General features: G+C 61.9%; 22 protein-coding genes and 3 pseudogenes. 13 read left to right on the top strand and 12 right to left on the bottom strand.

The annotated features are described in order from the left end of the window. Nucleotides 1-87: 87 nt before the first annotated feature. The 4 genes and pseudogenes from tnpC to RM96_RS12230 form a co-directional block, all read left to right on the top strand. Nucleotides 88-1,247: pseudogene (tnpC, locus tag RM96_RS40855) on the top strand (IS66 family transposase); the annotation flags it as partial. Continuing rightward, nucleotides 1,230-1,358: a transposase domain-containing protein gene (locus tag RM96_RS40850; RefSeq protein ID WP_443112252.1), complete on the top strand. Its 129-nt coding sequence runs from the start codon at nucleotides 1,230-1,232 to the stop codon at nucleotides 1,356-1,358. The pseudogene tnpC and the gene RM96_RS40850, both read left to right, overlap by 18 nt. A gap of 17 nt (nucleotides 1,359-1,375) precedes the next feature. Next, the gene (locus RM96_RS12235) at nucleotides 1,376-1,882 is read left to right on the top strand and encodes a hypothetical protein (RefSeq protein ID WP_039010793.1); all 507 of its coding nucleotides are present in this window, start codon (nucleotides 1,376-1,378) and stop codon (nucleotides 1,880-1,882) included. A 27-nt stretch (nucleotides 1,883-1,909) separates the two neighbouring features. Continuing rightward, nucleotides 1,910-2,278 (top strand): calcium-binding protein, encoded by a 369-nt coding sequence (locus tag RM96_RS12230; RefSeq protein ID WP_039010792.1) that lies wholly within the window; start codon nucleotides 1,910-1,912, stop codon nucleotides 2,276-2,278. Nucleotides 2,279-2,666: 388 nt separating this feature from the next. On the opposite strand, the gene RM96_RS38585 is transcribed toward RM96_RS12230, so the two are convergent. Together RM96_RS38585 and RM96_RS12225 are read right to left on the bottom strand one after the other, a co-directional pair. Beyond that, nucleotides 2,667-3,251 carry a DUF6710 family protein gene (locus RM96_RS38585; RefSeq protein WP_338011412.1) on the bottom strand — a complete coding sequence of 195 codons (585 nt, stop codon included), beginning with the start codon at nucleotides 3,249-3,251 and terminating at the stop codon, nucleotides 2,667-2,669. Between the two features lie 51 nt (nucleotides 3,252-3,302). Continuing rightward, on the bottom strand, nucleotides 3,303-3,752 hold the full coding sequence (locus RM96_RS12225; protein ID WP_039010791.1) for a hypothetical protein: 450 nt from the start codon (nucleotides 3,750-3,752) through the stop codon (nucleotides 3,303-3,305). 220 nt (nucleotides 3,753-3,972) lie between these two features. Between RM96_RS12225 and RM96_RS37040 the strand changes: the two genes are divergently transcribed. Further along, nucleotides 3,973-4,784 (top strand): IS5 family transposase gene (locus RM96_RS37040; RefSeq protein WP_152624095.1). Its coding sequence is split into 2 segments (ribosomal slippage): nucleotides 3,973-4,321 and nucleotides 4,321-4,784, totalling 813 coding nucleotides; the frame shifts between segments, so codons are not numbered across the junction. A 6-nt stretch (nucleotides 4,785-4,790) separates the two neighbouring features. On the opposite strand, the gene RM96_RS12210 is transcribed toward RM96_RS37040, so the two are convergent. Together RM96_RS12210 and RM96_RS12205 are read right to left on the bottom strand one after the other, a co-directional pair. Then, the gene (locus RM96_RS12210; protein WP_052279475.1) at nucleotides 4,791-5,879 is read right to left on the bottom strand and encodes a hypothetical protein; all 1,089 of its coding nucleotides are present in this window, start codon (nucleotides 5,877-5,879) and stop codon (nucleotides 4,791-4,793) included. Next, complete coding sequence (locus tag RM96_RS12205; protein ID WP_052279474.1) at nucleotides 5,876-6,508, bottom strand: hypothetical protein; 633 nt, start codon at nucleotides 6,506-6,508, stop codon at nucleotides 5,876-5,878. The genes RM96_RS12210 and RM96_RS12205 overlap by 4 nt, the downstream gene beginning before the upstream one ends. A 194-nt stretch (nucleotides 6,509-6,702) precedes the next feature. Here RM96_RS12205 and RM96_RS12200 point away from each other — a divergent pair, with 194 nt between their 5' ends. After that, complete coding sequence (locus RM96_RS12200; RefSeq protein ID WP_238587240.1) at nucleotides 6,703-7,380, top strand: IclR family transcriptional regulator; 678 nt, start codon at nucleotides 6,703-6,705, stop codon at nucleotides 7,378-7,380. 138 nt (nucleotides 7,381-7,518) lie between these two features. On the opposite strand, the gene RM96_RS12195 is transcribed toward RM96_RS12200, so the two are convergent. Together RM96_RS12195 and RM96_RS12190 are read right to left on the bottom strand one after the other, a co-directional pair. Beyond that, a complete protein-coding gene (locus RM96_RS12195; RefSeq protein WP_039010788.1) occupies nucleotides 7,519-9,000 on the bottom strand; it encodes a sensor histidine kinase in 1,482 nt (493 codons plus the stop codon). Continuing rightward, on the bottom strand, nucleotides 8,997-9,740 hold the full coding sequence (locus RM96_RS12190; RefSeq protein ID WP_039010786.1) for a response regulator transcription factor: 744 nt from the start codon (nucleotides 9,738-9,740) through the stop codon (nucleotides 8,997-8,999). Before RM96_RS12190 ends, RM96_RS12195 begins: the two co-directional genes overlap by 4 nt. Before the next feature lie 142 nt (nucleotides 9,741-9,882). Here RM96_RS12190 and msrB point away from each other — a divergent pair, with 142 nt between their 5' ends. From msrB to RM96_RS12170, 5 genes and pseudogenes are all read left to right on the top strand, one after another. Next, complete coding sequence (msrB, locus tag RM96_RS12185) at nucleotides 9,883-10,413, top strand: peptide-methionine (R)-S-oxide reductase MsrB (RefSeq protein WP_039010785.1); 531 nt, start codon at nucleotides 9,883-9,885, stop codon at nucleotides 10,411-10,413. An 83-nt stretch (nucleotides 10,414-10,496) separates the two neighbouring features. After that, nucleotides 10,497-10,574 (top strand): annotated as a pseudogene (locus tag RM96_RS40845) (hypothetical protein); the annotation flags it as partial. A 27-nt stretch (nucleotides 10,575-10,601) separates the two neighbouring features. Further along, nucleotides 10,602-11,333 carry a peptide-methionine (S)-S-oxide reductase MsrA gene (msrA, locus tag RM96_RS12180; protein WP_039010784.1) on the top strand — a complete coding sequence of 244 codons (732 nt, stop codon included), beginning with the start codon at nucleotides 10,602-10,604 and terminating at the stop codon, nucleotides 11,331-11,333. Between the two features lie 540 nt (nucleotides 11,334-11,873). Beyond that, nucleotides 11,874-13,205, top strand: a complete 1,332-nt coding sequence (locus tag RM96_RS12175) for a Rieske 2Fe-2S domain-containing protein (protein WP_039010783.1) — start codon at nucleotides 11,874-11,876, stop codon at nucleotides 13,203-13,205. Nucleotides 13,206-13,220: 15 nt separating this feature from the next. Beyond that, nucleotides 13,221-14,396: a Gfo/Idh/MocA family protein gene (locus RM96_RS12170; RefSeq protein WP_039010815.1), complete on the top strand. Its 1,176-nt coding sequence runs from the start codon at nucleotides 13,221-13,223 to the stop codon at nucleotides 14,394-14,396. A gap of 92 nt (nucleotides 14,397-14,488) precedes the next feature. On the opposite strand, the gene nadC is transcribed toward RM96_RS12170, so the two are convergent. From nadC to RM96_RS12150, 4 genes are all read right to left on the bottom strand, one after another. Next, the gene (nadC, locus tag RM96_RS12165) at nucleotides 14,489-15,334 is read right to left on the bottom strand and encodes a carboxylating nicotinate-nucleotide diphosphorylase (protein ID WP_039010782.1); all 846 of its coding nucleotides are present in this window, start codon (nucleotides 15,332-15,334) and stop codon (nucleotides 14,489-14,491) included. 139 nt (nucleotides 15,335-15,473) lie between these two features. Beyond that, the gene (locus tag RM96_RS12160) at nucleotides 15,474-16,052 is read right to left on the bottom strand and encodes a MarR family winged helix-turn-helix transcriptional regulator (RefSeq protein ID WP_039010781.1); all 579 of its coding nucleotides are present in this window, start codon (nucleotides 16,050-16,052) and stop codon (nucleotides 15,474-15,476) included. Nucleotides 16,053-16,251: 199 nt separating this feature from the next. Further along, the gene (locus tag RM96_RS12155; RefSeq protein ID WP_039010779.1) at nucleotides 16,252-17,244 is read right to left on the bottom strand and encodes an ABC transporter substrate-binding protein; all 993 of its coding nucleotides are present in this window, start codon (nucleotides 17,242-17,244) and stop codon (nucleotides 16,252-16,254) included. Between the two features lie 45 nt (nucleotides 17,245-17,289). Continuing rightward, nucleotides 17,290-18,636, bottom strand: coding sequence for an MFS transporter (locus RM96_RS12150; RefSeq protein WP_039010777.1), 1,347 nt, complete (start codon nucleotides 18,634-18,636; stop codon nucleotides 17,290-17,292). A 251-nt stretch (nucleotides 18,637-18,887) separates the two neighbouring features. Here RM96_RS12150 and RM96_RS12145 point away from each other — a divergent pair, with 251 nt between their 5' ends. Continuing rightward, entirely contained in the window at nucleotides 18,888-19,850 is a 963-nt protein-coding gene (locus RM96_RS12145; protein WP_039010774.1) for a PDR/VanB family oxidoreductase, read from the top strand. Nucleotides 19,851-19,888: 38 nt separating this feature from the next. Continuing rightward, nucleotides 19,889-20,386: a bacteriohemerythrin gene (locus RM96_RS12140; RefSeq protein WP_039010773.1), complete on the top strand. Its 498-nt coding sequence runs from the start codon at nucleotides 19,889-19,891 to the stop codon at nucleotides 20,384-20,386. A 168-nt stretch (nucleotides 20,387-20,554) separates the two neighbouring features. On the opposite strand, the pseudogene RM96_RS12135 reads toward RM96_RS12140, so the two are convergent. Further along, nucleotides 20,555-22,004: pseudogene (locus tag RM96_RS12135) on the bottom strand (aldehyde dehydrogenase family protein). Between the two features lie 60 nt (nucleotides 22,005-22,064). Further along, nucleotides 22,065-22,838, bottom strand: a complete 774-nt coding sequence (locus RM96_RS12130; protein WP_193752440.1) for a tripartite tricarboxylate transporter substrate binding protein — start codon at nucleotides 22,836-22,838, stop codon at nucleotides 22,065-22,067. Nucleotides 22,839-22,867 lie beyond the last annotated feature (29 nt).

Raw genomic sequence — 22,867 nt, 5'->3', positions numbered from 1 at the left:
GCCAGCTCCGAGCGCCTGCCGGGGCAGGCCGAACTCTTTGCGCAGCCGCTGGACCTACCATCGCCGCCGGCGGCGCCGCAGGTCAAGGTGGCGTGCCACACCCGCAAGGGCCGCCCGGCCTTGCCCAAGGACCTGCCGCGCACGCGCATCGAATACGACCTGTCCGAGGCGCAGAAGGCAGCCTTCGATACCCTGGAGCGCATCGGCGAGGAGCGCAGCGAGACGCTGCATTATGAGCCGGCCCGGCTCAGCGTAATCGAGCACATCCGCTTCAAGTATGTGGCCACGAAGGACGGCGAGTCCACCATCGTGACCGCCGCCGCGCAGCCCTCGCCGCTGCCCAAGAGCAACGCCAGCGCAGGGCTGCTGGCAAGCATTCAGGTCGACACCTTCGTGGACCACCTGCCGATCAATCGGCAGGAGACGCGCTATGCGCGCCTGGGCGTGCACCTGCCGAGGGCCACTCTGTGCGAATGGAAGCTGGCTTCTGCCGAGCTGCTGGCAACGCTGCTGCCGCCTTGCGCAACCACGTCCTGCAGGCGCCGCGCCTGCATCTGGACGACACCACGCTGCCACTACTCGAGCGCGGGCGCGCCACCACGCGGCAGGCCCATCTATGGGGCTACCTCGGGGCCGGGCAGCGGCAGGAGAACGGCTTATGGGTCGACCACCCGCCAGCGGTGCTGTTCGAGTTCGCCGAATCCCGCGCCGGCGCCCATCCCCTGAACTTCCTGCGCGACTATCATGGCTACCTGCAGGCGGATGCCTACAGCGGCCACGATGCGCTTTACCGTACCGGCCGGATCATCGAGGTCGGATGCTGGGCGCATTGCCGCCGACGCTTCTTCGAGATCGCCAAGGCCCAGAAGACGCCAGGGCTGGCCGCGCAGGCATTGGCGTGGATCGCCAAGCTGTATGCCATCGAAGCCGACATCAAGGACAGGTCACCGGAGCACAAGCTGGCGGTGCGCCAGGCCGAGGCCGTGGCGCTGCTGGCGCGATTCCACCAGTGGCTGCAGGGTAACGCCCATGGCCTGCTGGCCAGGCAGCCGCTGGCGCAGGCCTTTGGCTACGCGCTGCGACACTGGCCGGCGCTGGTGCGCTACACCGAGAGCGGCATCCTGGAGCCCGATAACAACCGCCTCGAGCGCGCGATTCGCCCGATTGCCCTCGGGAGGGCGAGCTGGCTGTTCGCGGGATCGCCGCGCGGCGGGCGTGCCGCGGCCACGATGTATTCGCTGCTTGGCACCTGCAGCCTGAACGGCATCGAACCCTATGCCTGGCTCAAGGACACGCTGCAGCGGCTACCCGCCCACCCGATCAGCCAGGTTCAGGAACTGCTGCCGTTGGCGCGCTAACCGGTAAACTGCGCGTCATGGACATCCTTGACGCCCTGCGCCTAGCCCCGAGTGCCGACCTTTACCGCCTGTATCTGACTATCGGGCGGATGATCAATGATCCCAAGCGTATCCTCGAGGTCCGCAGGCACCTGCATATTGGCATGACTGTCGGCTACGTCGCCGACGACCTCACTCAGCCGCTGCGCCAAGGGCGCATCCTCGAGTTGCGCCAGACGCAGGCTGTGGTCCAGGACATCGCCAGTGGCCGACACTGGAGCTTGCCCTACGCCGCCGTGCTCGCCGAGCCCACTACCGCCGCGCAGCAACGGCCGCACGCTTCACCGCCACCGCCACCGCCACCGCGGGCGCAGCGTGCGGACTTCCTCGTCGGCGATACTGTCAGCTTCACCGATCAGCACCTGCGCGAACGCATCGGCACCATCGTGCGCCTCAACCAGAAGACCGCCTCCATTCAGTGCGACCCGAACGAAGGTCACTGGCGTGTCTCCTTCGCGCTACTGCGCAAGGTCGTCGATCTCTGAGTATGCTTTGCCATTCGCACAATAAGAATGCCTAGACCCAAGTCCGATCCAGATCGTGAACACCGAATCACGATGGAGATAGTCGTCGACGCTTACAGTTCAGAGGAGCGGTCGATGGCATGGTATTACTACCTCGAGGAGCAACTCACCGTCCCGTTTGAAGCTGAGGTTCGCAAGCGATTGCCAACCTCGCCGCTCACCCCCGGCGACCGGGTTCAGGTGATCGCAATGGCGCCGGAGGACGTCTGCGAGTCTGAAGCCTTTGTGTGGATACGATGGAACAAGCGCAAGCTTGCTGTACCACTAGCGCAACTCGTGCCACTGGAGAGCGACGAGATGACGCAGCAGGCCATTGCTGATTGGCAGTACTGGCGGGACCGTGGCTATCAGTTCTGACATCAGATCGTCAGCCGTGATGCCATAGCCTCTGACGCCCCCACAACACCAATAACCTGCCGGAGCAGCATTCCGAGGTCAACATGGGTTCTGCTGACGGATACCCTGCGGCATTGCATGTACGACCTGAGCCAAGGCATCCCGGACCTTGCCATCAAACTCTTCGTTTGCGCTCAGTGGGTAGCTATGTATGACGGTTCCGTCGCGTCTCGCGTGATTTCTTTTCGGTCATCGAACCGGCCATCGCGGCGCTGCGCAACAACAACCTGTCTGCGATGCACGAGATGCCGGACATTCAAGCACCGGACTTCGATTCACTATGGGCGAAGGTTGAGGCTCAGCCACGCTCGGAGGCAATCCGCAAGGCCATCGCATCGGTAAAGGCGGCTCAAGAAAGCCTGCTACCAACGGCACCCGGGCAACCTGCGCTCCCGCCCCAGTCTGCAAGTACGACATCAAGCCGTCGAAGCTCACGGGACTCAGATTCACGCACCCAAAGGTCCTCCCGGGCCGGCCGCAAGCCGGGGCAACCAGGAGGACAGCTGCCCTGGCTGCCCTGCTTCTCGCCCTCTCCTGCCAGGATGCCGGCCGTGATGGAATGATTGCCGCCGGTAACAAAGCCGATGCCCCATGGCAACCAGAGCGTAACTCCGTGGTTATAGTCTTGGCGCCATGTCGTATCCCTGTCATCAAACTTTTCTTTACCGATGCAGGCTAAAGCGCCGACGTAACGTTGCATATTCCACGCGCAGAGAAGGACGATATCCCGGGCCAGACCCAAGCGGATGCGGTCAGTCTCGACCTCCTTGCCGCGCCAAGTGGACCCATCTGGCAGATACAAGCGATGACTGACAATGGGCGAGAAGAACTTGTCAACGTCGATTGATGGATAAGGATCGCGACCCAACTCTGCGACATCCAGCAAGTACTCGGATTGAATTAGTCGAAGAACAGCGCGAATCAGGTCATGCAGCGCTCGAGGGTTGACCTGCGCAATCTCACGCGCGAGTCCGAGTTTTTTGTCTCACCTGACGAAGAAGTTCTCCGGCCAATACTGCCGCGGCAGATGGCGCCGAATCAATTGAGCCTGGGCCACCAGCCCTCTGCGCTCCAGCTCCATAACAAAGTGTGGCCATGGCGGAATGTTGCTTATGTACGGTTGAGCATCCGGGCCGGTATACATCCCACCGCCAGGACCAGTGTAGAGCCCGCCGCCAACTCCGGTATAGAGCCCTCCCCCAACGCCGGTGTAGAGGCCGCCGCCCACACCGGTGTAAAGACCACCACCGACACCCGTGTAGAGACCACCGCCGACGCCGGTGTAAACACCACCACCAACACCTGTGTAGAGACCACCGCCGACTCCCGTGTACGCACCTCCCCGAACGCCAGTGTAAAGACCGCCCCCGACGCCCGTGTACATGCCGCCTCCTACTCCTGTGTACAAGTTGCGCGGCCACTTGTTAGCTGTCATTCTGTTCTCCATCAAAGGTGTATCGAAACAATATGGCCGCCCCGTCGGTCCGGTTCTTCCCCGACAAACAGGTCGAGACCCCGGCCTTGGCAAAGGCCGCATGGCCACTCCCGCGTTCCGACATGAATGGCCTTAGAAGCCCTAACAAAATGAATCTACAGGGCTGTTAACTTCAAGTGATCTTTGTTAACCTTTGCGTTGTTTCGTCAGCGCAAAGGACATGGCCAAACTAATACTCGACGACGAACTGTGGGCACTCATCCAGCCACTACTGCCGCCACCAAAAGCTCGGCGCGCGCGCTATCCCGGGCGCAAGCCGCTGGACGATCGGGCCGTGCTCACCGGCATTCTCTTCGTCCTGCAGTCCGGCATTCCTTGGGAGATGCTGCCCAAGGAAATGGGCTGCGGCTCCGGGATGAGTTGCTGGCGACGACTGCACGCCTGGCAGAAGGCCGGTGTTTGGGATCGCCTGCACGAGGTGCTGTTGGCCAAGCTGCGGGCGGCCGACCGCATCGATTGGTCACGTGTCATCGTCGATTCCTCTTCCATTCGTGCTGTGGGGTCGGGTCAAAAACAGGACCCAACCCCACCGATCGCGCGCGACCCGGTTCAAAGCATCACCTCCTGACGGAGGCCCAAGGCATTCCGCTGGCGCTGATACTGACCGGCGCCAATCGCAACGACGTCACCCAACTGCTGCCGCTGGTGGAGGCGATTCCGCCTATCCGCGGCAAACGCGGCCGTCCATTGTCCAAGCCCTGCATCGTCCAGGGTGATCGCGGGTACGACCACGACAAGTATCGCAAGCCCCTTCACGCCGCCGGCATCGCCACCGAGATCGCCCGTCGCGGTGAACCGCATGGCAGTGGTCTTGGCAAAACCCGTTGGGTTGTAGAACGAACAATTGCTTGGCTGCACAACTTCAAGAGATTGCGCGTGCGCTTCGAGCGCCTCGCCACCATCCACGAAGCCTTCCTGAAAATCGCCTGTTGCATCATCTGCTGGCGTCACCTCAGGAAGTCATTTTGTTAGGCCCTCTTAGTAGATCTGGCTTTCCACGAGGATCTGCTTGGAATTCTGGACAGCGTTGTGGTCGAGCGGCTTGAGCTCGCTGGCTATCGACTCCGTCAGGTCGACGAGTTCATCGCGAAGCGCCTTCAGCCCCTCGAAATCCTTAGTGGAGCGGATAATCTTGCGCGTGCCATCTGCTACATACAGCGACTCAGCCAGCGTTCGGTCTGCGACCAGGAGGGAGAGGTAGTTAAGAGCGCCAACAATGATCGCGGTCTCGAGATACCCCGGATAGCGCAGGGAAACGTCAGGCATGTTCCATACGATTGACGCAATATCGAAGCTCGACAACTCGACCGGCGTCTCAGCATCGTACTTGAGGGTCTTGAGCAAGCGAATGGCCTTCCTTGCGCCCCCAATCGTATCGCGGTCCTTTTGCTCAATCCTGGCCATGTACCTGAACGGGAAGTTGCCGTCCAGGATCCCCTTGGGCAAGTCTAGAATCTCAACGCGTCGGTCCTCAATGGCGCGCGTTCGCTGATACTCCACGGTGTCATACCACAGGGCAGGAACGACATCGACTTTCCTGGCCAACGAGCCCCCAGACAGTGCAATGCACTTTGCCCCGGAATTGTCGATATTCACTTCGCGAAACGCGCTCGACAGGATGTCGTAGCAGTCGCCCCGCAGCTTCTTAACGACCTCTACCCGGTCCAACGGACTCGGACAATAGGTCGTCGCCAGCGGTCCGATACAGTCGTAGATTAGGAATGACCCGGGCAGCACGAGGAGGTCAACATCGCTGTACCGCCGAATATGAATGTTGAGCGGCAACGAGCCCTGGAAACGAATATCTGCTACTTCGCCTCTTCGCTCCAAACCAGCGACGAGTTGATTCTTCACACGCTCTCCGGTCTTGCCACTGATGTGGGTGTAGGTGGCGTCAACCTCCTGCATCGCCCCCAGCCCGTATTTCAAGCTTTCGGAACGGGTGCGCTGCTCATATGATTCGACGATCGGCGCCGCACCTGCCGCTGAATCAAAGGTGAAGGAAGGGCTTCCCTGCCGGCGGTCTCGCAGTTTGGTGATACGCGATTTGTAGTCTTTCTTGCTCACGCTGCTTCCTTTGTTAGTTTCATGCGGCCGTACGTGAGGCGGCCTTGGTTATTGAAGTACATGCCTTCCGCGCTCGACTGCGAGGTCTCGATATGGAGTTCACAGTATCCGATGTGTCCCTTCAGCTCTGGGTCACCTAACTTGGGTTCATTCCGGTAGCTATACATAAGGATGAACCCTACGCCATCGTTTTTCACAATCGAAGCGGCGACGCTGTGCGAGCGTGAGTTATCCGTTTCCAGATGAACCTTGATCTTTTCCCAAGTCTGGGTGATGACGACCTTTGCAGACCAGTCATAAGTTGGCTCGCTCGTAGCCGGGTCAAGCGTCTTTCCCGCGCATTGCCACGTGCCGTTGAGGTCCGGGATGCCGAGAACCTTGTGCACCCACGAAATCTTCCATATCCAGCGGTCGAAGAAAAAGTGCCCCAGTACGTAGAACGTGGTGGCAGTCAGCGGTATGGAAATGGGATGTTCACGAAGACCCGCCCATCCCATGACCTGCGCGACGAGGGCGGACCCCGCAATGCTCGTGACCGCACCGGCGGCCACGCCAGCGAAGACGCCAAGCCATCGCCCAATGACGGCCCGGCTGTGCCCAATCATCGAATACTCGTGCTTCTGATGCAAAACAGCGCCTCCTCTCTGCCAGCACAGGAATCAATGTCCCAGCAGGCGATGATACATACGGCCCGTGTGAATCGCCCACACACCAATAAGCCCGCAGCACAGTGCAAAGCCGTAACCGGCAAGCGATTCGGGAACCCACCACGTCGGCAGGCCGGGCAGCACTTCGGCGAGATCCACAACTGGCCTGGTTCTCGTTGGACATCCTTCTCGCATTCCGCCCGGGTGACGACGCCCTGACGGTGGCGGACCTGCTCAAGCGGGTCGACCTGAGCCGGCCGACCCTGTACCGCCTGCTCAATACGCTCGAGCACAACGGCTTTCTGGTGTCGTTCGGGGAGCCGCAGCGCTTCCGGCTGGGGAGTTCCGTGGCGCGATTGACCTACGTGTGGGCGGCGAGCCATCGCATTGCCGATATCGCGCAGGCCCCGCTGCGTCGCCTGTGGGAGGCGACGGGAGAAACCGTGGCCCTTTTCGTACCGGAGGGCGCGTACCGCGTGTGCGTGGCAGAGATCGAGAGCGTGCAGCCCCTGAGCTTCCGTCGCGGCCTGGGGTATCGGGAGAAGCTGGCCCTGGGCGCCAGCGGGCGCGCAATCCTCGCGCATATGGACGGTGGTGCTGTGGATGCACTCGATGCCCCGGTCGATCCCGCCGAACTGGCCGCCATTCGCCAGCGAGGTTACGCGGTCAGCCGCAATGAACTGATCGAAGGTGCGGTTGCATTGGCGGCGCCGTTCTTCAACGGCGCGGATCGCGTCGCGGGCTCGATATGCATCTTCGGCCCGGGGGTGCGCATGTCGGAAGACAGGGTGTCCGAGTTCACCCGCTTGCTGGTGGCAGAGGCGGCGACGCTGTCGAAAGCCCTCGGGCAGTGATTCACCTGGGGCACCCCAGCCACACCTGCGGCGGGCGCCATCGCGTGGCCAGCGTGGCCAATGGCGCGTGATCTCAGCGAGCGTCAGTGTTCCTGGCCGGCGGGCCGATGGCTTGCGTCAGGACAAGCCATGAACGCTTCACACTGCCTTGACCACGGATGCCGCCTGCCGCTTTACCCGTCCGGCGGCTGGCAAGGCGAAGCAAAGCGTAGTCCCCGCCGGGCTGTCCACCAGGCGCACCTGACTGCCGTTGAGTTGCAGCATGCGCTGCACGATCAGCAGCCCGAGCCCGCCGCCACGGTGCGCGCCACCTGAGGGGAACGGACGCTGAAAGAGCGATTCGCGCAGGGCCGGTGGGATGCCGGGGCCGGTATCGCTAACCGTCACCGCCACCTTCCCGTCCACGGTGGACAGGTCGACTTCAACCGTACCGCCGGCCGGTGTATGGCGGATCGCGTTGTCGAGCAGATTAGTCAGCACGCGCTCGATCATGCCGAGATCGGCGCTGACCGCGGGCAAGGCCGGCGGCACGCCAGCACGCAATTGCAGATGCTTGGCCTCGGCCGGTAGCGCGAACTTCTCGAGTACGTCCTGCGTCAGGTCGACGATTGAGAAATCCTCCGGCATCGCCTGCACCATGCCATGTTCGAGGCGCGCAAGTTCGAACAGTGATTGCGCAAGGCCGCCGACCTTCGCGCTCTGCGCGAGCGCGATGGCCAGATAGCGCTGGCGTTCCTCGGCGCTGAGCTTGTCGGATTTCAGCGACAGCGTTTCCAGATAGCCATGCAGTGAGGTCAGCGGCGTGCGCAGATCGTGCGAGATATTGGCCACCATCTCGCGCCGTTCCTGGTCCTGCCGCTTGAGCGCGCGCCACTGCGTCTCGATGCGCTCGGCCATCTGGCGGAACGCGGATTCCAGCGCGGCAATCTCGTCGCGTGACGATGGCTCCGGCGGTTTCTCGGAACTATCATTGCTCACATCGCCCGAATCGAACTGCCCTATCTGCAGCGTCAGGCGCCGCAGCGGCCGCGTGATCAAGGCAAACGCGAACAGTCCGGCGATCAGGCCGAGCGTGGCAACCAGTGCCATCGACCATAGCGTGGTATGCAGGACCGAATCCCGCGTGGCCTGCGCGGCCAGCCTGTCAAGCGTCTCGCCCTGCAGCACCACGTAGATGTAGCCACCCTGCCGCAACGGCGCGGCGCTGAACACCTTGCGGCCCGAGGCGCTGCGCGGATCGTCACCAAGGATCGGCAACGCCCCGCCAGCGATCAGCTTCTTCACGGGCGCCAGATTGACACGCTCACGCATGAGGTGCCCGGCCGGTGCGTCATGGCCACGGATGCGCCCCTGATCGTCCAGCAGATAGACCTCGACACTCGGGTTCACCACCATCAACTGGCCGAATAGCCTGCGCAGCACCTGGGGCTCGAGCGCACTCTGATCCTCGGCCAAGGCATTGCGTGCGATGTACGCGGCCAGCCCGCGCGAGAGATCCTGGATGACCTCTTTCTCGTGCATCGCATTGGCGCGCACCTGCAACCACGCCGATGCGCCGCAGCACGCCAGCAGCAACACGGCAAAGACGGCAGCCAGCCGCTGGGTCAGCGAGAGATTCACGATGTCGCTCCCATGTCGTCAGCCTCGCCGGACTGGGGATCCGCGACGAAGCGATAGCCGCGGCGCCAGACGGTCAGGATGCGCCTGGGCTGCGCGGGATTGGCCTCGATCTTGGCGCGCAGCCGGTTGATATGGGTGTTCACCGTGTGCTCATAGCCTTCGTGCTGGTAGCCCCAGACCGCATTGAGCAGGTCCATGCGCGAGAACACCTTGCCGGCGTGGCGTGCAAAGAAATACAGCAGATCGAACTCGCGCGGCGTGAGGTCAAGCCGCTTGCCGTCGACCGTTGCCTCGCGCGCTAGCGGATCAATGGTCAGGCCTGCCAGATCGAGGCTGCCGGCATCCGCGCGCACGTCGCGCGCCGTCGCCTCGACGCGGCGCAGCAGTGCCTTGACGCGTGCCACCAGCTCCAGGACCGAAAACGGCTTGGCCAGGTAGTCGTCCGCCCCGAGCTCGAGTCCGAGGATGCGATGGACCTCGCTGGAACGAGCGCTGGTGATGATAATGGGCGTGTAGCGCGTCATCGCGCGCGCACGGCGGCAGATCTCCAGGCCGTCGACGCCTGGCAGCATCAGGTCCAGCACCAGGGCATCCCAACCGCCCTGCTCGAGCAGCCGCAATCCTTCGGCCCCGTCCGCGCTGTGCACGACCTCAAAGCGCTCATCGCGCAGATGCATGACCAGGACGTTGGCAATGCCGACGTCGTCCTCCACCAGCAAGATGCGTTTGGGTTGTTCCATGGCGGTGTCATGACCCGGAGATTGGCTCTATTTTGCAGAAATCCGGCGGGCCAGTTATCACGATTTGTTTAAGGTTTGGCGAGGATTTCGACACGTTCCGCCACGTACCATGCTGTCATCAGCCATCGGATCGGAGTCCATCATGTGCATTACCAGACGCTTCTTTCTGTCGGGTGGCATGGTGACCGGGGCGCTCGCCGCCATGGGCGGCTGGCGACTGCTGGCCACCAACACTGCGCAGGCGCGCGAAAGCGGCAAAGCCATGTCCAAAGCTCCCGGAACCTTCGAAGTCACGCTGACGGACGCCGAATGGCGCAAGAAACTGACCTCGGCCCAGTATGCGGTGCTGCGCCACGAAGGCACCGAACCGCCGTTCAGCAGCCCGCTCAACGACGAGCATCGCAAGGGCATCTTTTCGTGTGCCGGTTGTCAGCTCGACCTGTTCTCGTCGGATACGAAGTTCGACAGCGGCACCGGCTGGCCGAGCTTCTGGGCGCCACTGGCCAATGCCGTGGGCACCACGGACGACCGCTCGTTCGGCATGCGGCGCACCGCGGTGCATTGCAGCCGCTGCGGTGGCCACCTGGGCCATGTATTTGACGATGGCCCGAAGCCGACCGGCCTGCGCTACTGCATGAACGGCGTGGCCATGACGTTCCGCACCGTTGCGTGAAGGGTTGAATCACCATGTTACTTCTGATTCTTGCCTACCTTGGCAGGATGCACGATCCTGAGCCCGTGCATCCTGCCCGTATCGGCGACATCCGCGACCGCACGTTCGCGATCGAATTCCTCGACCCCGGCGTGCAAGCCTACGCCTTTACTTTTGGCTGATCGGCCATCTTTTCAGGGGACCTGACCATGAAAGTCATCGCAACAATGCAACGCTGGACGCGCACCACCACACTCAGGCTCGCGGGCCTCGCCATGCTGACGGCCGTGGCCGCCACGTGGCAACTGCCCGCGCTTTCGGCTGAGGATGCGGTGAAGATCCCCGCCCCGAGCGTCGACGAAAAGCCGGGCACCAGCCACAGCGAGACCGCGGTATTCGCCGGTGGCTGCTTCTGGGGCGTGCAAGGCGTGTTCGAGCATGTGCGCGGCGTCACGCGCGTCACGTCCGGCTATGCCGGTGGCGCAGCAAGTACCGCGCAGTACGAAAAGGTTGGCACCGGCTTGACCGGCCATGCTGAATCGGTCGAGGTCCGCTATGACCCCACGCAGATCAGCTATGGCAAGCTGCTGCAGATCTTCTTTTCGGTCGTGCACAATCCCACGCAACTGAACTACCAGGGTCCGGACCACGGTACGCAGTATCGGTCGGCGATCTTCCCGCTCACGCCAGAGCAGCGGTCGATTGCGCAGGCGTATATCACGCAGCTTGGCTCGGCGAAGTCGTATCGGGCGGCGATCGTGACACGCATCGAGGATTACAAGGGCTTCTATCCTGCAGAGGACTACCACCAGGACTTTCTCGTCAAGAATCCGGGCTATCCATACATCGTGATCAACGACCTGCCAAAGATCGGCAATCTGAAGGTGATGTTCCCGGAGGTGTATCGGAATGATGCGGTACTGGTGTCGAAGGGGGGCTGACACGTGTGGTGGCGGTGGGCATAGTGCAAGGTCAGCCAGGCGCTCTGCGCCCGTGTCAGGCGCTTCGGTAGCCGACACCCCCTCGACGGACCGCGGATGCCGGCTTACTCGATCTTCAGATGGTTGGCCTGGATGACCTGACGCCAGCGCTCGCGATCGGCCTTGTACAAGCCGTCAAATGCCTCGGCCGTGCTTTGCATGGGCTCGGCGCCCAGGCTTGCCTGGTGCTACGCTGACCGTGCAAACCGGTCTGTATGCCGCGCAGCAGTCGCTGATCACCAGCCGCCTGCAGCGCCTGACCAATCTGGTCGACGGGCGCTCGAGCGGGGGTCCCTTTGATTCCCGTGCAGTTTACCGGGGTGGCCAGCCCTAGCACCCATGCGGGCTTCCGGCCGACGCCCGCCTGAAACCCCAATCAAATCAGTCACTTGCCGACATGGCGGGGTTGGCCCTTATCAAATTTTCTTGCCAGTTTAACTAGATATCTAATAGAATGCACCAACACCAGTTGAAGAAGGCTATGACCGCCTGGAGACAAATATGCTGACCCATGAAGAGAATGAACTGTTGTGCCGCGTAGAAGGCGATGCCCCGATGGGCAAGCTGATGCGCCAGCACTGGACCCCAGTCTGCCTGATTGAAGAAGTCAGCGAACCGGATGGCGCGCCGGTCAAGGCCCGCGTCTTCGGCGAAGACCTGGTCGTGTTCCGCGACAACGAAGGCCGCGTCGGTGTGATGGACGAGTATTGCCCGCACCGCCGCGTATCGCTGGTTTACGGCCGTAACGAAGACGGCGGCCTGCGCTGCCTGTACCACGGCTGGAAGTTCGACGTGCTGGGCAATGTGCTGGAAATGGTGTCCGAGCCGGCCGCCAGCGGCATGACCGAGAAGGTCAAGCACAAGGCCTATCCTTCGAAGGAATGGGGCGGCATGGTCTGGGCGTACATGGGTCCGCAGGACGCCATTCCCGAATTCGTCGCACCCGCCTGGGCACCGACCGCTGACACCCGCGTAAGCATCGCGAAGGCGCTGCTGCCGTGCAACTGGGCACAGATCCTTGAGGGCGCGATTGATTCCGCACACAGCTCAAGCCTGCACTCGTCCGACTTCGTGCCGGCACGCGTCGGCGGCGCCGAGGCAACGTCGAAGAACTGGCTGCGCCCGTCCACCGACAAGGCACCGCGCCTGCAGGTCGAGCGCACCGAATATGGCTTCCGCTACGCTGCGCTGCGCCGCCCGATCTTCAACGCCAACACGCATGACTACGTGCGCTCGACGGTGTTCGTTGCACCCGGCACCGTGCTGATCCCGCCCAACAACCTGTATAACGTCGCCAACATCAACGTGCCGATGGACGACACGAATACGGCGTTCTACTTCATCGCATGGGGCGATCCCGCGACGACGCCGGAAACCGAAACCTGGCGCCAGTTCCTCCGTCAACAGATCGGCCCCGATCTGGACGAGCGCTACCGTCCGCTGCGCAACCACGAGAACCGCTTCTGGCAAGACCGCCAAGCCATGAAGGCCGGCAATTTCACCGGCATCACGGGCTTCCCGAACCAGGACATCGCCATGTGGGTCACGATGGGTCCGATCGCCAATCGTTCGGACGAGCGTCTGGGCGCGAGCGATCTCGCCATTGTCGAATTCCGTCGCCGCATGCTCGATGCCATCGCAGAATTCGAGCAGGACGCCGAAGCCATCGGTACCGGCGCAAAGGCGATCCCGCAGACGGTCTGTTCGTATCAGGCAGTGGTGCCGAAGGAAACCGACTGGCGTGCGTACGCCGCCCGTTATGTCAGCGCGAAACATGCCCTGCCGGATGACGAGCCCGCAGCGATCGCCACCGACTATCAGGTCAGGCAATAAGCGATGAGTCCGGCCATGGAACAGCGCCGTTTGCGCATCGGGGTGGCAGGACTGGGGCGAGCGTTTTCGCTGATGTTGCCCACCTTCCTGCAAGACCCGAGGGTTCAACTCGTCGCTGCGTGCGACCCGCGCGAGGAAGCACGGCAGCAGTTCGCCGCCGATTTCGGCGCACGGACCTACGCAGACGTGCTGGACCTGGCCGGCGACCCCGATGTGGAAGTCATCTACGTGGCCAGCCCCCATCAGTTTCACGCGCAGCACACCGAAATTGCCGCAGCCAACGGCAAGCACGTGCTGGTCGAGAAGCCGATGGCGCTCAACGCGGCCGACTGCGATCGCATGGTCGCCGCGTGCTGGGCTGCAAACGTGCATCTGATCGTCGGACATTGCCACAGCTTCGATACGCCGTACCTGCGTACGCGCGAGCTGATCCGTTCGGGCGATTTCGGTGCGGTGAAGATGATCCAGGCCTTCAACTACACCGACTATCTATACCGGCCGCGCCGCCCGGAGGAACTCATGACGGCAGAAGGTGGCGGTGCCGTATTCAGCCAGGCTGCGCACCAGGTCGATATCGTGCGGATGCTCGCGGGCTCGCGCGCGACGCGCCTGCGCGCAAGTGTCGGCCGGTGGGACTCGAAGCGTCCGACCGAAGGCGCGTACTCGGCGCTGATCTGGTTCGAGAATGGCGCCTATGCCTCCCTCTTGTATAGTGGGTATGGCCACTTCAACAGCGACGAGTGGATGGGCTGGATCGGCGAGATGGGTGATCACGCAAATCCCGATGCCCACGGTGGCGCCCAGAGGCGCCTTGCGACCCTCTCCTCCTCGAATGATGAAGCGCAACTCAAGGCCGCCGGCACGTATGGCGGCGCCGCATACAAGCCGCCCTCCACCGCGGCAGACGAGCCGACACGCTGTCATCAGCATTTCGGCCCGGTGATCGTCGCGTGCGAACACGCCGACCTGCGCCCCCTGCCCGATTCCATCATCGTGTACGGCGACCAGCAACGGGAGACGCTGCCGCTTTCCCGCCCCACCGTGCCGCGCGGTGAAGTGATCGACGAACTCTACGAGGCCGTCATCGCGGGGCAGGCGCCTCTTCATGATGGTGAGTGGGCAAAAGGCACGCTTGAGATTTGCATCGCCATACTGGAATCGAGCGAAACGGGTAAAGACGTGTCGCTCTGATCCTCGCCAGAAAACCAAAGCCCTCGCACAGCGAGGGCTTTGTTCTTTGTGCGGCTCGGCGGGCAGCCGACGAGGACTGCCCCCGGCCAACACTACGCGCCTGGCGCGTCAACCCGAAGCGAGAAATCGACCGCCCTGACGTGCTTTGTGAGCCCGCCAACGGAAATGCGGTCCACGCCCGTTTCCGCAATCGCACGCAGCGTTTCCTTCGTCACGCCGCCTGACACCTCCAGGCTCGCGCGCCCGTTGTTGATGCGCACCGCCTCCCGCATTTGTTCCAGCGAGAAATTATCGAGCAGGATTGCCCCGGCGTCTGCAGAGAGCGCTTGCGCCAGTTCATCCAGCGTCTCGACCTCGACCTGCACCGGCACGCCCGCACCAAGTTCCTGTGCAGCGCGCACCGTCGGCGCAATCCCGCCACCCGCTGCGACATGGTTCTCCTTGATCAGGATCCCGTCATACAGTCCTCGGCGATGGTTCTCGCCACCACCGATGCGCACAGCATATTTTTGCGCCAGGCGCAGTCCGGGCAGGGTCTTTCGGGTGTCTAGAATCCGCGCCCTTGTGCCCTTGACGATCTGCACCAAGGCGTGCGTCGCCGTGGCCACGCCCGACAGCAATTGGATGAAATTGAGCGCCGTGCGCTCCGCGGTCAGAATGCCGCGCGCCGGCCCGGCGATCTGACACACCGCCTGCCCTTCGCGCATCCATTCGCCTTCACCAACAAACCATTTGGTCGTGATGCCCGGCTCGCACTGCCGCAGGGTCTCCTCAAACCATGGCCTGCCGCACAGCAGCGCAGCTTCACGCACCGTGAGGACGGCCTCGGCCGCGGTGGCAGGGTCAACGAGCTGGGACGTCCAGTCGATATTGCCAACATCTTCCGCGAGCGCTTCGCAGACATTGCGCGTCATCGCCGCGCGGGTTGCTACATCCATTTGCAAGGTCCGTATATTGAGCGGAAAAACTGCATGAGATCGACAGCGGCCGCACTGATGCGCCGCCGCCAATCCATTGAATATGTGAAGAAGGGAAACCTGGAACGACCGATGCGATCCGCCCGCATCGGATACCTTTCTACTCCTCGCCGCGCGCGGCGATCAGACTGCCCATTTCCCGCGTGGAAGGGATCCGCAGCGCCGGATCATCCGTCTCGGCTTCGTCGCGCGCCATGTTTTCGATGATCGTCAGGAGCACCTTGCGCGCAATGTTGATCTCCGTGGCCTTCAGGCCCCTGACACTGATCTCGTTGACTTCTTCAGCCAGTGGAACGAGCTTGTTTTTCAGGCTACGGCCGCGGGCCGTGAGATACACGTGCGTGTTCTTGCGATTGCCCGGAGCGTAGTGACGCTCGACGTATCCGAGCTTTTCCATCGCGGACACCGCGCTGAAAGTGGTCGGTGTGGTGGTGCCGGCCTCGTCGCTGAGTTCCTTCTGCGTCAGCCCATCGGTGACCCACAGGATGCGCAGGAACGCCCAGTGGCCAAACGAGACCTCATGCTGCGCCAGGCGCATTTGCAGCCCACGCACCATCGCGCGGGCCGCATCCTTGACCAGGTGGGCAAGACGATCGTCCGGCACGGCCTCGCGCCAATGCCGCAGGATGGGATCCTCTCGGGAAGACTTTTCCTTGCCGGAAGAACGTGTTGCAACCATGCTTTCCTCGCCGTGACTGTATCCAATATGGCTCACATCATAGCGCGTTCATCGGTGCGCGTGCCGCCTGCTGGCCGCGCACCGATGCCCTGCAAATTCAGAAGGGATGACGAGTACCGACCGCTGTCCCGCCCCCTGGTATTCCCCGCGCATCTGGCTCCTGCCAGACGCGCGACGGCATCAACGCCCGCTGCGGGAATCAGATCTTGAAGCTTTCCAGGCTGGCTGGGTGGAACAACTCAGCCGGTTGAAGGCGACGGCTCGACAGCCCCTCGGCGTGGTGCTGCGCAAGGAAGCGGTCGATCACGTTTTCATTGTTGGCGAATCCGTACGACCAGAAATCGTGACCCATCAGGCGTCGCGCGTTGCGCAGCTGGTCTTCGATGAACGGAAGCGTGACCTTGGTGGCCGACGTATCGCTCAAACGCGCGAGCGCCACTTCCTTCGAATGCTCGAAGGCCTTCACGATGGCGCCAGGCAGCCACGGATGCTGCTCGGCCAGTGTCTTTCGGATGCCAAGCGTGTGCATGATCGGGAACAGTTTGCGGCGCTCGTACCATTCCGCGGCGCTCTTCTGCGGGTCGTCGAAAAGGTACTTGATCTGCGGGTGCCGACGGTCGAAGCACGACGGTGCACGCGGCCCGATCACGCCGTCGATCTCCCCCTCGGCCAGCAGATTCGAAATCGTCTTCCCCTCCGGTGCGTTCTCAAGCATGACGCCTTCCGGCAGCTTCAGCGAGATCTTCTCCACGCGCGTCGGGTCTTCGTAACCGCCGCGCACCCAGTGGATGTCCGATGCCTTCACGCCATACTCCTCTTCGAGGAACATGCGGACCCACACGTTGGCCGTGAGTTGGTATTCGGGCACGCCGATCCGCTTGCCCTTCAGGTCTTCCGGCCAGTTAATGCCGCGATCAGCACGCACGTAGATCGAGCTGTGCCGGAATGCGCGCGACGGGAACACCGGCACGGCGATGTACGGCGAGGTACCTGCGGCCGTCTTGACCGAATAGCTGCTGAGCGAAAGCTCGCAAATGTCGTAGTCTGCGTGGCGGAAAGCCCGGAAGAAGATTTCTTCCGGGTCCTGCAACATGAACACGGGATCCACGCCGTCGATCTGGACGTCGCCGTCGATCAGCGGACGCATCCGGTCATAGTTGCCCACGCCGATGGAGAGTTGAAGCTTGCTCATTTATGTTCCTTTCTAACAATCGAAATCGACCCGTTGCGTGCGCTCTCAGGCAACGGATTTCGGCGCCTGTTGCTGACGTGGCACGCCGAAGAGGACCGCAATACCGCCAGCGAAGACCAGCACGGCAACCAGCAAGATGCCCGCCGAGAAACTTCCCGTCACGGTCTTCACCCAGCCGAGCACGATCGGGGCGAAGAAGGCGCCGACCTGGCCGAGACTGCTGATGACGCCGATCCCGCCCGCGGCCGCCTCGCCCTTGAGGTAGTTCGGCGGAATGGTCCAGATGATGGCCGCGGCGGCGAAATAGCTCACCGAAACGAGGCTCAGGCACACGATCGCAGCGGCCGGGTTGTGGGTCAGCATCGTCAAGAGCGTTGCTCCCGCGGCACCCGCCGTTGTAGACAGAAAGAAGTGCCAGCGACGCTCAAGCCGCATATCGGAGCTGCGTGCAATCAGCAGCATGGCAATGGCGCCAACGATGTACGGCAACGCAGACAGGAAGCCGATCTCCAGCATGTTGGAGATGCCCGTCTGCTTGATGATTGTTGGCGTCCAATAGTTCAGGATCGTGCCGCAAATGGGTACCGTGGCCCAGCCTGCTGCAATCACATAGACGCGCGGGTCGCGCAGCGCAACCATCAGGCGGCTCGGTGCGCTGTCCGGTTTCGCGCGGTGTTCTTCCTCCAGGGCGGCCACGACGATGTGCTTTTGCGCGGCAGTCAGCCACGCCGCATCCTGCGGTTTGTCGACCAGGTAGAACCAGGCAAACACCCCTGCAAGCACAGCCGGCAGGCCCTCAAGGAACAGCAGCCACTGCCAGTTGCGGAAGCCCCAGACATCCGTGAAATTCTGCAGAATCAGGCCTGAAAGCGGACCGCCGATGATGCCGGCCACGGCAATCGCCAGCAGGAATCGCGACGTGATACGTGCGCGACGCTTCGCGGGATACCAGAACGAGAGATAGAGAATGATCCCCGGCCAGAAGCCCGCCTCCGCCGCACCAAGCAGCGTCCGGGCGAGGTAGAACTGCCAGGGCGCATTCATGAAAGCCATGGCGGTGGAAATGGCGCCCCACAACAGCATGATCCGCGTCACGGTCTTGCGTGCGCCGATGCGCCTGAGCAGCAACGTGCTCGGCACTTCGAGCAGGATGTAGCCGATGAAGAACAGGCTCACACCGAGCCCGTATGCGGCATCGCTGAGTCCCAGGTCCTGCTTCAACTGCAACTGCGCAAAGCTGATATTGACGCGATCGAGATAGTTCAGCACCCAGCAGAAGAACAAGAAGCTCATCAGCCTGAATGTGATCAGGCGATAGGTCGCCTCGACGGCTACGGAATCGGTGCTCAGATGCGGAGGCGCATCCGCGTAGCTCAACGTGGAATCTTTCATTTCGTTGTCTCTTGGGGGCGTTTGGTCGACTCGATCGGTCAAACCCCCGCGCTGGACGGTGGTGATCTCTCGTTGCCAACCATTTAATTAGATGTCTAGTTATGAGACTACGAGACCCTGGTGTCCCTGACAAGGGAGGGTTTATACCTAACCCAGAATTCCACCCGTCTATTACGTCGCTTGCTTAATTAGATCTCTAGTAATATGATACTCCGACTGAAGTGAAATGAATCGAATAGAGGGAGACAGACATGACTACCCAGGAAAGCGGCTTTCTGCGGCTGAAGATTGCCGAGAAGGAAAAGATTGCACGCGACATCTGGCGCTTTGAGCTGACCGATCCGCAGGGCGCGCCTCTTCCGCCGTTCGAAGCCGGATCGAATTTGACCGTTGTGGTGCCCAATGGCATGCGCCGCAGCTATTCCCTCTGCAACGATTCGCAGGAAAGTCACCGCTACGTCATCGCGGTCAAGCGCGACAGCAACGGTCGCGGCGGATCCATGAGCCTGATCGACAACACGTCCGCAGGTGATCTGATTGACGTGTCCCTGCCGCGAAACGAATTCCCGCTCGACGAGCGTGCGAAGTCGTTCATTCTTGTCGCGGGTGGCATTGGTATCACGCCGATGCTCTCGATGGCGCGCCAACTGAAGGCGGAAGGCTTGCGGGATTTCAAGCTGTACTACCTGGCCCGCGACCCGGAAGGTACGGCGTTCCTGGACGAACTCGGCAGCGACGAGTGGCGCTCGACGGTGAAGATTCACCACGATTTCGGCGACCCCGCCAAATCATTCGACTTCTGGACTCTGTTCGAGCGGCCCAAGGCAGCGCACATCTACTGCTGCGGCCCGCAGGTGCTGATGGACACGGTACGCGACATGACGGGTCACTGGCCGTCTGGCACGGTTCACTTTGAGAGCTTCGGCGCAAACAACGCGAACGCGCAGGTGAACACGCCGTTCATGGTTCAGCTCAAGCGCACCGGCACGTCGCTGGACGTCCCGGCTGATCGCTCGATCCTTGACGTGCTGCGCGCCGCAAACGTGCACGTTGCAAGCTCATGCGAAAGCGGTACCTGCGGTTCCTGTCGTACCGGGCTGTGCTCGGGAGAGGTGGATCATCGAGACCTAGTGCTGCGCGACGACGAGAAAGCAACGCAGATCATGGTCTGCGTGTCGCGCGCAAAATCGGGCGAGCTGATACTGGACCTCTGAGCCAGCGCATCACACAGGCACAACACGAGACCTTGAACATGAACGACCAGACTTCCTCCCGCGCCCCATCAACCCGGGATACCAGTGCGCCGACGCCGGCTAGCGACAGCAGTCTCGCCTGGTCCGATGCGCGTCTGCTCGGGTTCACGCCCATGGACGACGTGCATAAAGAGTTCTACGCGCTTGCACTGAAACTGGTGACCTGCTCGGATGCGAGCGCCGCGGAAGCGATCGAACAATTCGAACAGCACGCGATCAGCCATTTCGGGCAGGAAGACGAATGGATGCGTTCCACCAACTTCCCCCCGCGGGACTGCCACGTCGACGAGCATGCGGCAGTGCTGAAGTCGATCGGTGAAGTCAAGCAAGCCGTCGCACAAGGGAAGGCCGGCGCCGAACTGGTTCGAAACATCGGGATGGCCCTCTTTGACTGGTTCCCGGGTCATGCCGACTACCTGGATTCCGCGCTGGCAGCCTGGATGACCAAACAGAACATGGGTGGAAAGCCCATCGTGTTGCGTCGGACGCTTGACTGAATGTTCGCCACACTTACCGAACATCTGCACACCAAGGTCTTTCACGATCTTGCCCGCCATCCCGAACCCCGCCGCCTTCACCCGTCAGCGCAAGCTCACCCTGCCGCGACTGATCGCCTTCATGCTTGGCAACTTGCGCATGGCGCGTACACCGCGTGGGAAACGAAGTTACGCGGACGTGTATGCCGTCTTGATAACCGTATAGAAATCAACCGCATACTGGCCTTGCTCACGCGGCCCATAGGAGGAAGTCTTGCGACCACCGAACGGCAAGTGATAGTCAAGGCCGCTGGTCGCCTGATTCACCTTGACAATGCCGGCCTGCGCGTGTCGCTTGAAATGTGAGGCGTGGCGTAGACTGGTGGTGCAGATGCCCGCTGCCAAGCCGAACTCCGTGTCATTGGAAACTTGCAACGCCTCATCGAAATCACGAACCCGCGTGATCGATGCCACCGGCCCGAAGATCTCTTCTCGCGCGATCCGCATGGCCGCTGACCTCGGTGAACAATGCCGGCTGCAGATAGAACCCCGGCGTGTCCTGCTCCAATGCCTGTCCGCCCCATGCAAGATGGGCGCCTTCTTTCTTTCCGATGTCGATGTAAGACAGATTGACGTCGAGCTGCTTTTCATCCACCACCGGGCCGATATGCGAGTCGGCCCGCAATGCGTGGCCGATCTTCACTGTGTCGAGTCGTTTGGTGACGGCCTGTACGAAGCGGTCATGAACGGCCTCGGTCACAATGAAACGAGACGACGCCGTGCACCGCAGGCCCGTGCTGAAGAACGCACCTTGCACCGCGCACTCCACTGCCACATCCAGATCCGCATCATCCAGAATCACTAGCGGGTTCTTGCCCCCCATCTCCAGTTGCATGCGCTTCATGACCGGGCCACTCACGCAATCGGCGGCGATGCGGCGCCCCGTGGGGACCGAACCCGTGAAGCTGATCGCGTCGACATGAGGATGGGAACACAGCACACCTCCCACTTCGCTCCCGGAGCCCATCACCAGATTAAGCACGCCATCCGGCAATCCCGCGCGATGCAGGATGTCCACGAGTGCCCACGCCGATCCAGGCACCAATTCGGCTGGCTTGAACACCACGGTGTTGCCATAGGCAAGCGCAGGCGCAATTTTCCAGGCAGGGATCGCGATCGGGAAATTCCACGGTGCAATGACCCCCACCACGCCAAGGGGTTCGCGGGTGACTTCGGTTTCGCTTCCCGGTTGCAGGCCGGGGAGACGATCGCCGCGAATCCGCAGCGCCTCTCCGGCCATGAAACCCAGTACGCTCGCCGCGCGCGCCACTTCGCCGATGCCTTCCGGCAGCGTCTTGCCCTCTTCGCTGGAAAGCAGACGCCCCAGTTCCTCCTTGCGGGCAAGCAATTCCTGCGCAGCTCGCGCGAGGATGTCGTGGCGCAGCTGAGGGGAGCTGTCAGCCCACGCGAGAAAGGCCGCACGCGCCGCGGCTACCGCCTGCTCCGCGTCGGCGGCACCGCCTCGCGCGTAGAGGCCGACAATCTCCCGCGTGTCCGACGGATTGATGTTCTGCGTGACGTCTCCCGCCTCACACCATTCGCCTCCGATGAGGTTTCGATGCACCGCTGCAATTTCCATGACTACATCCTTTTCCGCTTCGACCACCGTCGGCGTGACCACAAAGGTACCCACGCGAGCCTATCGCAACTCGTAGTGGCTAGTCCGTACTGCGCGACTGAAGCGGGCGATTTCGTCGGTCTGGAATTTCCTCATTCGTGCCGCGTCGTAAGGCATGGGTTCGGCAGCATTGAACTTGATGAACTCCCTCGTTTCGGGTTCGCTCATCGCCGTCCGCATCGCCTTTTCCAATACCGCGACGCGGTCGCTTGGTGTTTTCGCCGCGACCCAGAGCGCCGTCCAGCCGTAATGCACCGCGTCGGCATAACCGCTTTCCGCCAAAGTCGGTACGTCGGGAAGCGCAGGGTGGCGCGACTCCCCTGTTACCGCCAGGGCACGGGCTTTTCCGTCTTTTACGAGCGGAACTGCGCCAGGTGAATCGATGAATGCCAGATCCAGACGGTCTCCAATCAGATCAGTCGCCGTCTGCGACAGTCCCTTGTAATTGACCATTTGAATCGGGTGACCCAGATGGGGGCTCAGCGGCACTGCCGCCAGCTGATAGCTGACCGAATAGACGCCCATGCTCAACGATGACTTGGCAGAACGCGCTTCCAGATCTTTCAGCGATTTGATTTGAGAGCCTTCGGGTACCACCAGGACTGCCATGGTGCGTGTAATGCCAAAGATCGGAACCAGATCCTTGACCGCGTCATATGGCAGACTCTTCATGGTCGCGACGTTGGCTGCCATCGGGGTATTGGTGCCCATCAGAATAGTGTAGCCATCCGCCGGTTCGTTTTCCATATTCCTCACGGCAATGGCACCTTCGGCACCCGGTCGATTATCGACCACGACCGCTTGCTTGAGGATGATGGCTGACC

It is taken from the genome of Cupriavidus sp. IDO (genome assembly GCF_000812465.1).
Taxonomy (GTDB): Bacteria; Pseudomonadota; Gammaproteobacteria; order Burkholderiales; family Burkholderiaceae; genus Cupriavidus.
This window is presented reverse-complemented; position numbering and strand designations above follow the sequence as displayed.

Bases quoted from the DNA above. Each gene is read 5' to 3' on its own strand.
- RM96_RS40850 (WP_443112252.1), top strand. From the start codon at position 1,230: ATGTATTCGCTGCTTGGCACCTGCAGCCTGAACGGCATCGAACCCTAT.
- RM96_RS12235 (WP_039010793.1), top strand. From the start codon at position 1,376: ATGGACATCCTTGACGCCCTGCGCCTAGCCCCGAGTGCCGACCTTTAC.
- RM96_RS12230 (WP_039010792.1), top strand. From the start codon at position 1,910: ATGCCTAGACCCAAGTCCGATCCAGATCGTGAACACCGAATCACGATG.
- RM96_RS12225 (WP_039010791.1), bottom strand. From the start codon at position 3,752: ATGACAGCTAACAAGTGGCCGCGCAACTTGTACACAGGAGTAGGAGGC.
- RM96_RS12190 (WP_039010786.1), bottom strand. From the start codon at position 9,740: ATGGAACAACCCAAACGCATCTTGCTGGTGGAGGACGACGTCGGCATT.
- msrB (WP_039010785.1), top strand. From the start codon at position 9,883: ATGTGCATTACCAGACGCTTCTTTCTGTCGGGTGGCATGGTGACCGGG.
- msrA (WP_039010784.1), top strand. From the start codon at position 10,602: ATGAAAGTCATCGCAACAATGCAACGCTGGACGCGCACCACCACACTC.
- RM96_RS12175 (WP_039010783.1), top strand. From the start codon at position 11,874: ATGCTGACCCATGAAGAGAATGAACTGTTGTGCCGCGTAGAAGGCGAT.
- RM96_RS12170 (WP_039010815.1), top strand. From the start codon at position 13,221: ATGGAACAGCGCCGTTTGCGCATCGGGGTGGCAGGACTGGGGCGAGCG.
- nadC (WP_039010782.1), bottom strand. From the start codon at position 15,334: ATGGATGTAGCAACCCGCGCGGCGATGACGCGCAATGTCTGCGAAGCG.
- RM96_RS12160 (WP_039010781.1), bottom strand. From the start codon at position 16,052: ATGGTTGCAACACGTTCTTCCGGCAAGGAAAAGTCTTCCCGAGAGGAT.
- RM96_RS12155 (WP_039010779.1), bottom strand. From the start codon at position 17,244: ATGAGCAAGCTTCAACTCTCCATCGGCGTGGGCAACTATGACCGGATG.
- RM96_RS12150 (WP_039010777.1), bottom strand. From the start codon at position 18,636: ATGAAAGATTCCACGTTGAGCTACGCGGATGCGCCTCCGCATCTGAGC.
- RM96_RS12145 (WP_039010774.1), top strand. From the start codon at position 18,888: ATGACTACCCAGGAAAGCGGCTTTCTGCGGCTGAAGATTGCCGAGAAG.
- RM96_RS12140 (WP_039010773.1), top strand. From the start codon at position 19,889: ATGAACGACCAGACTTCCTCCCGCGCCCCATCAACCCGGGATACCAGT.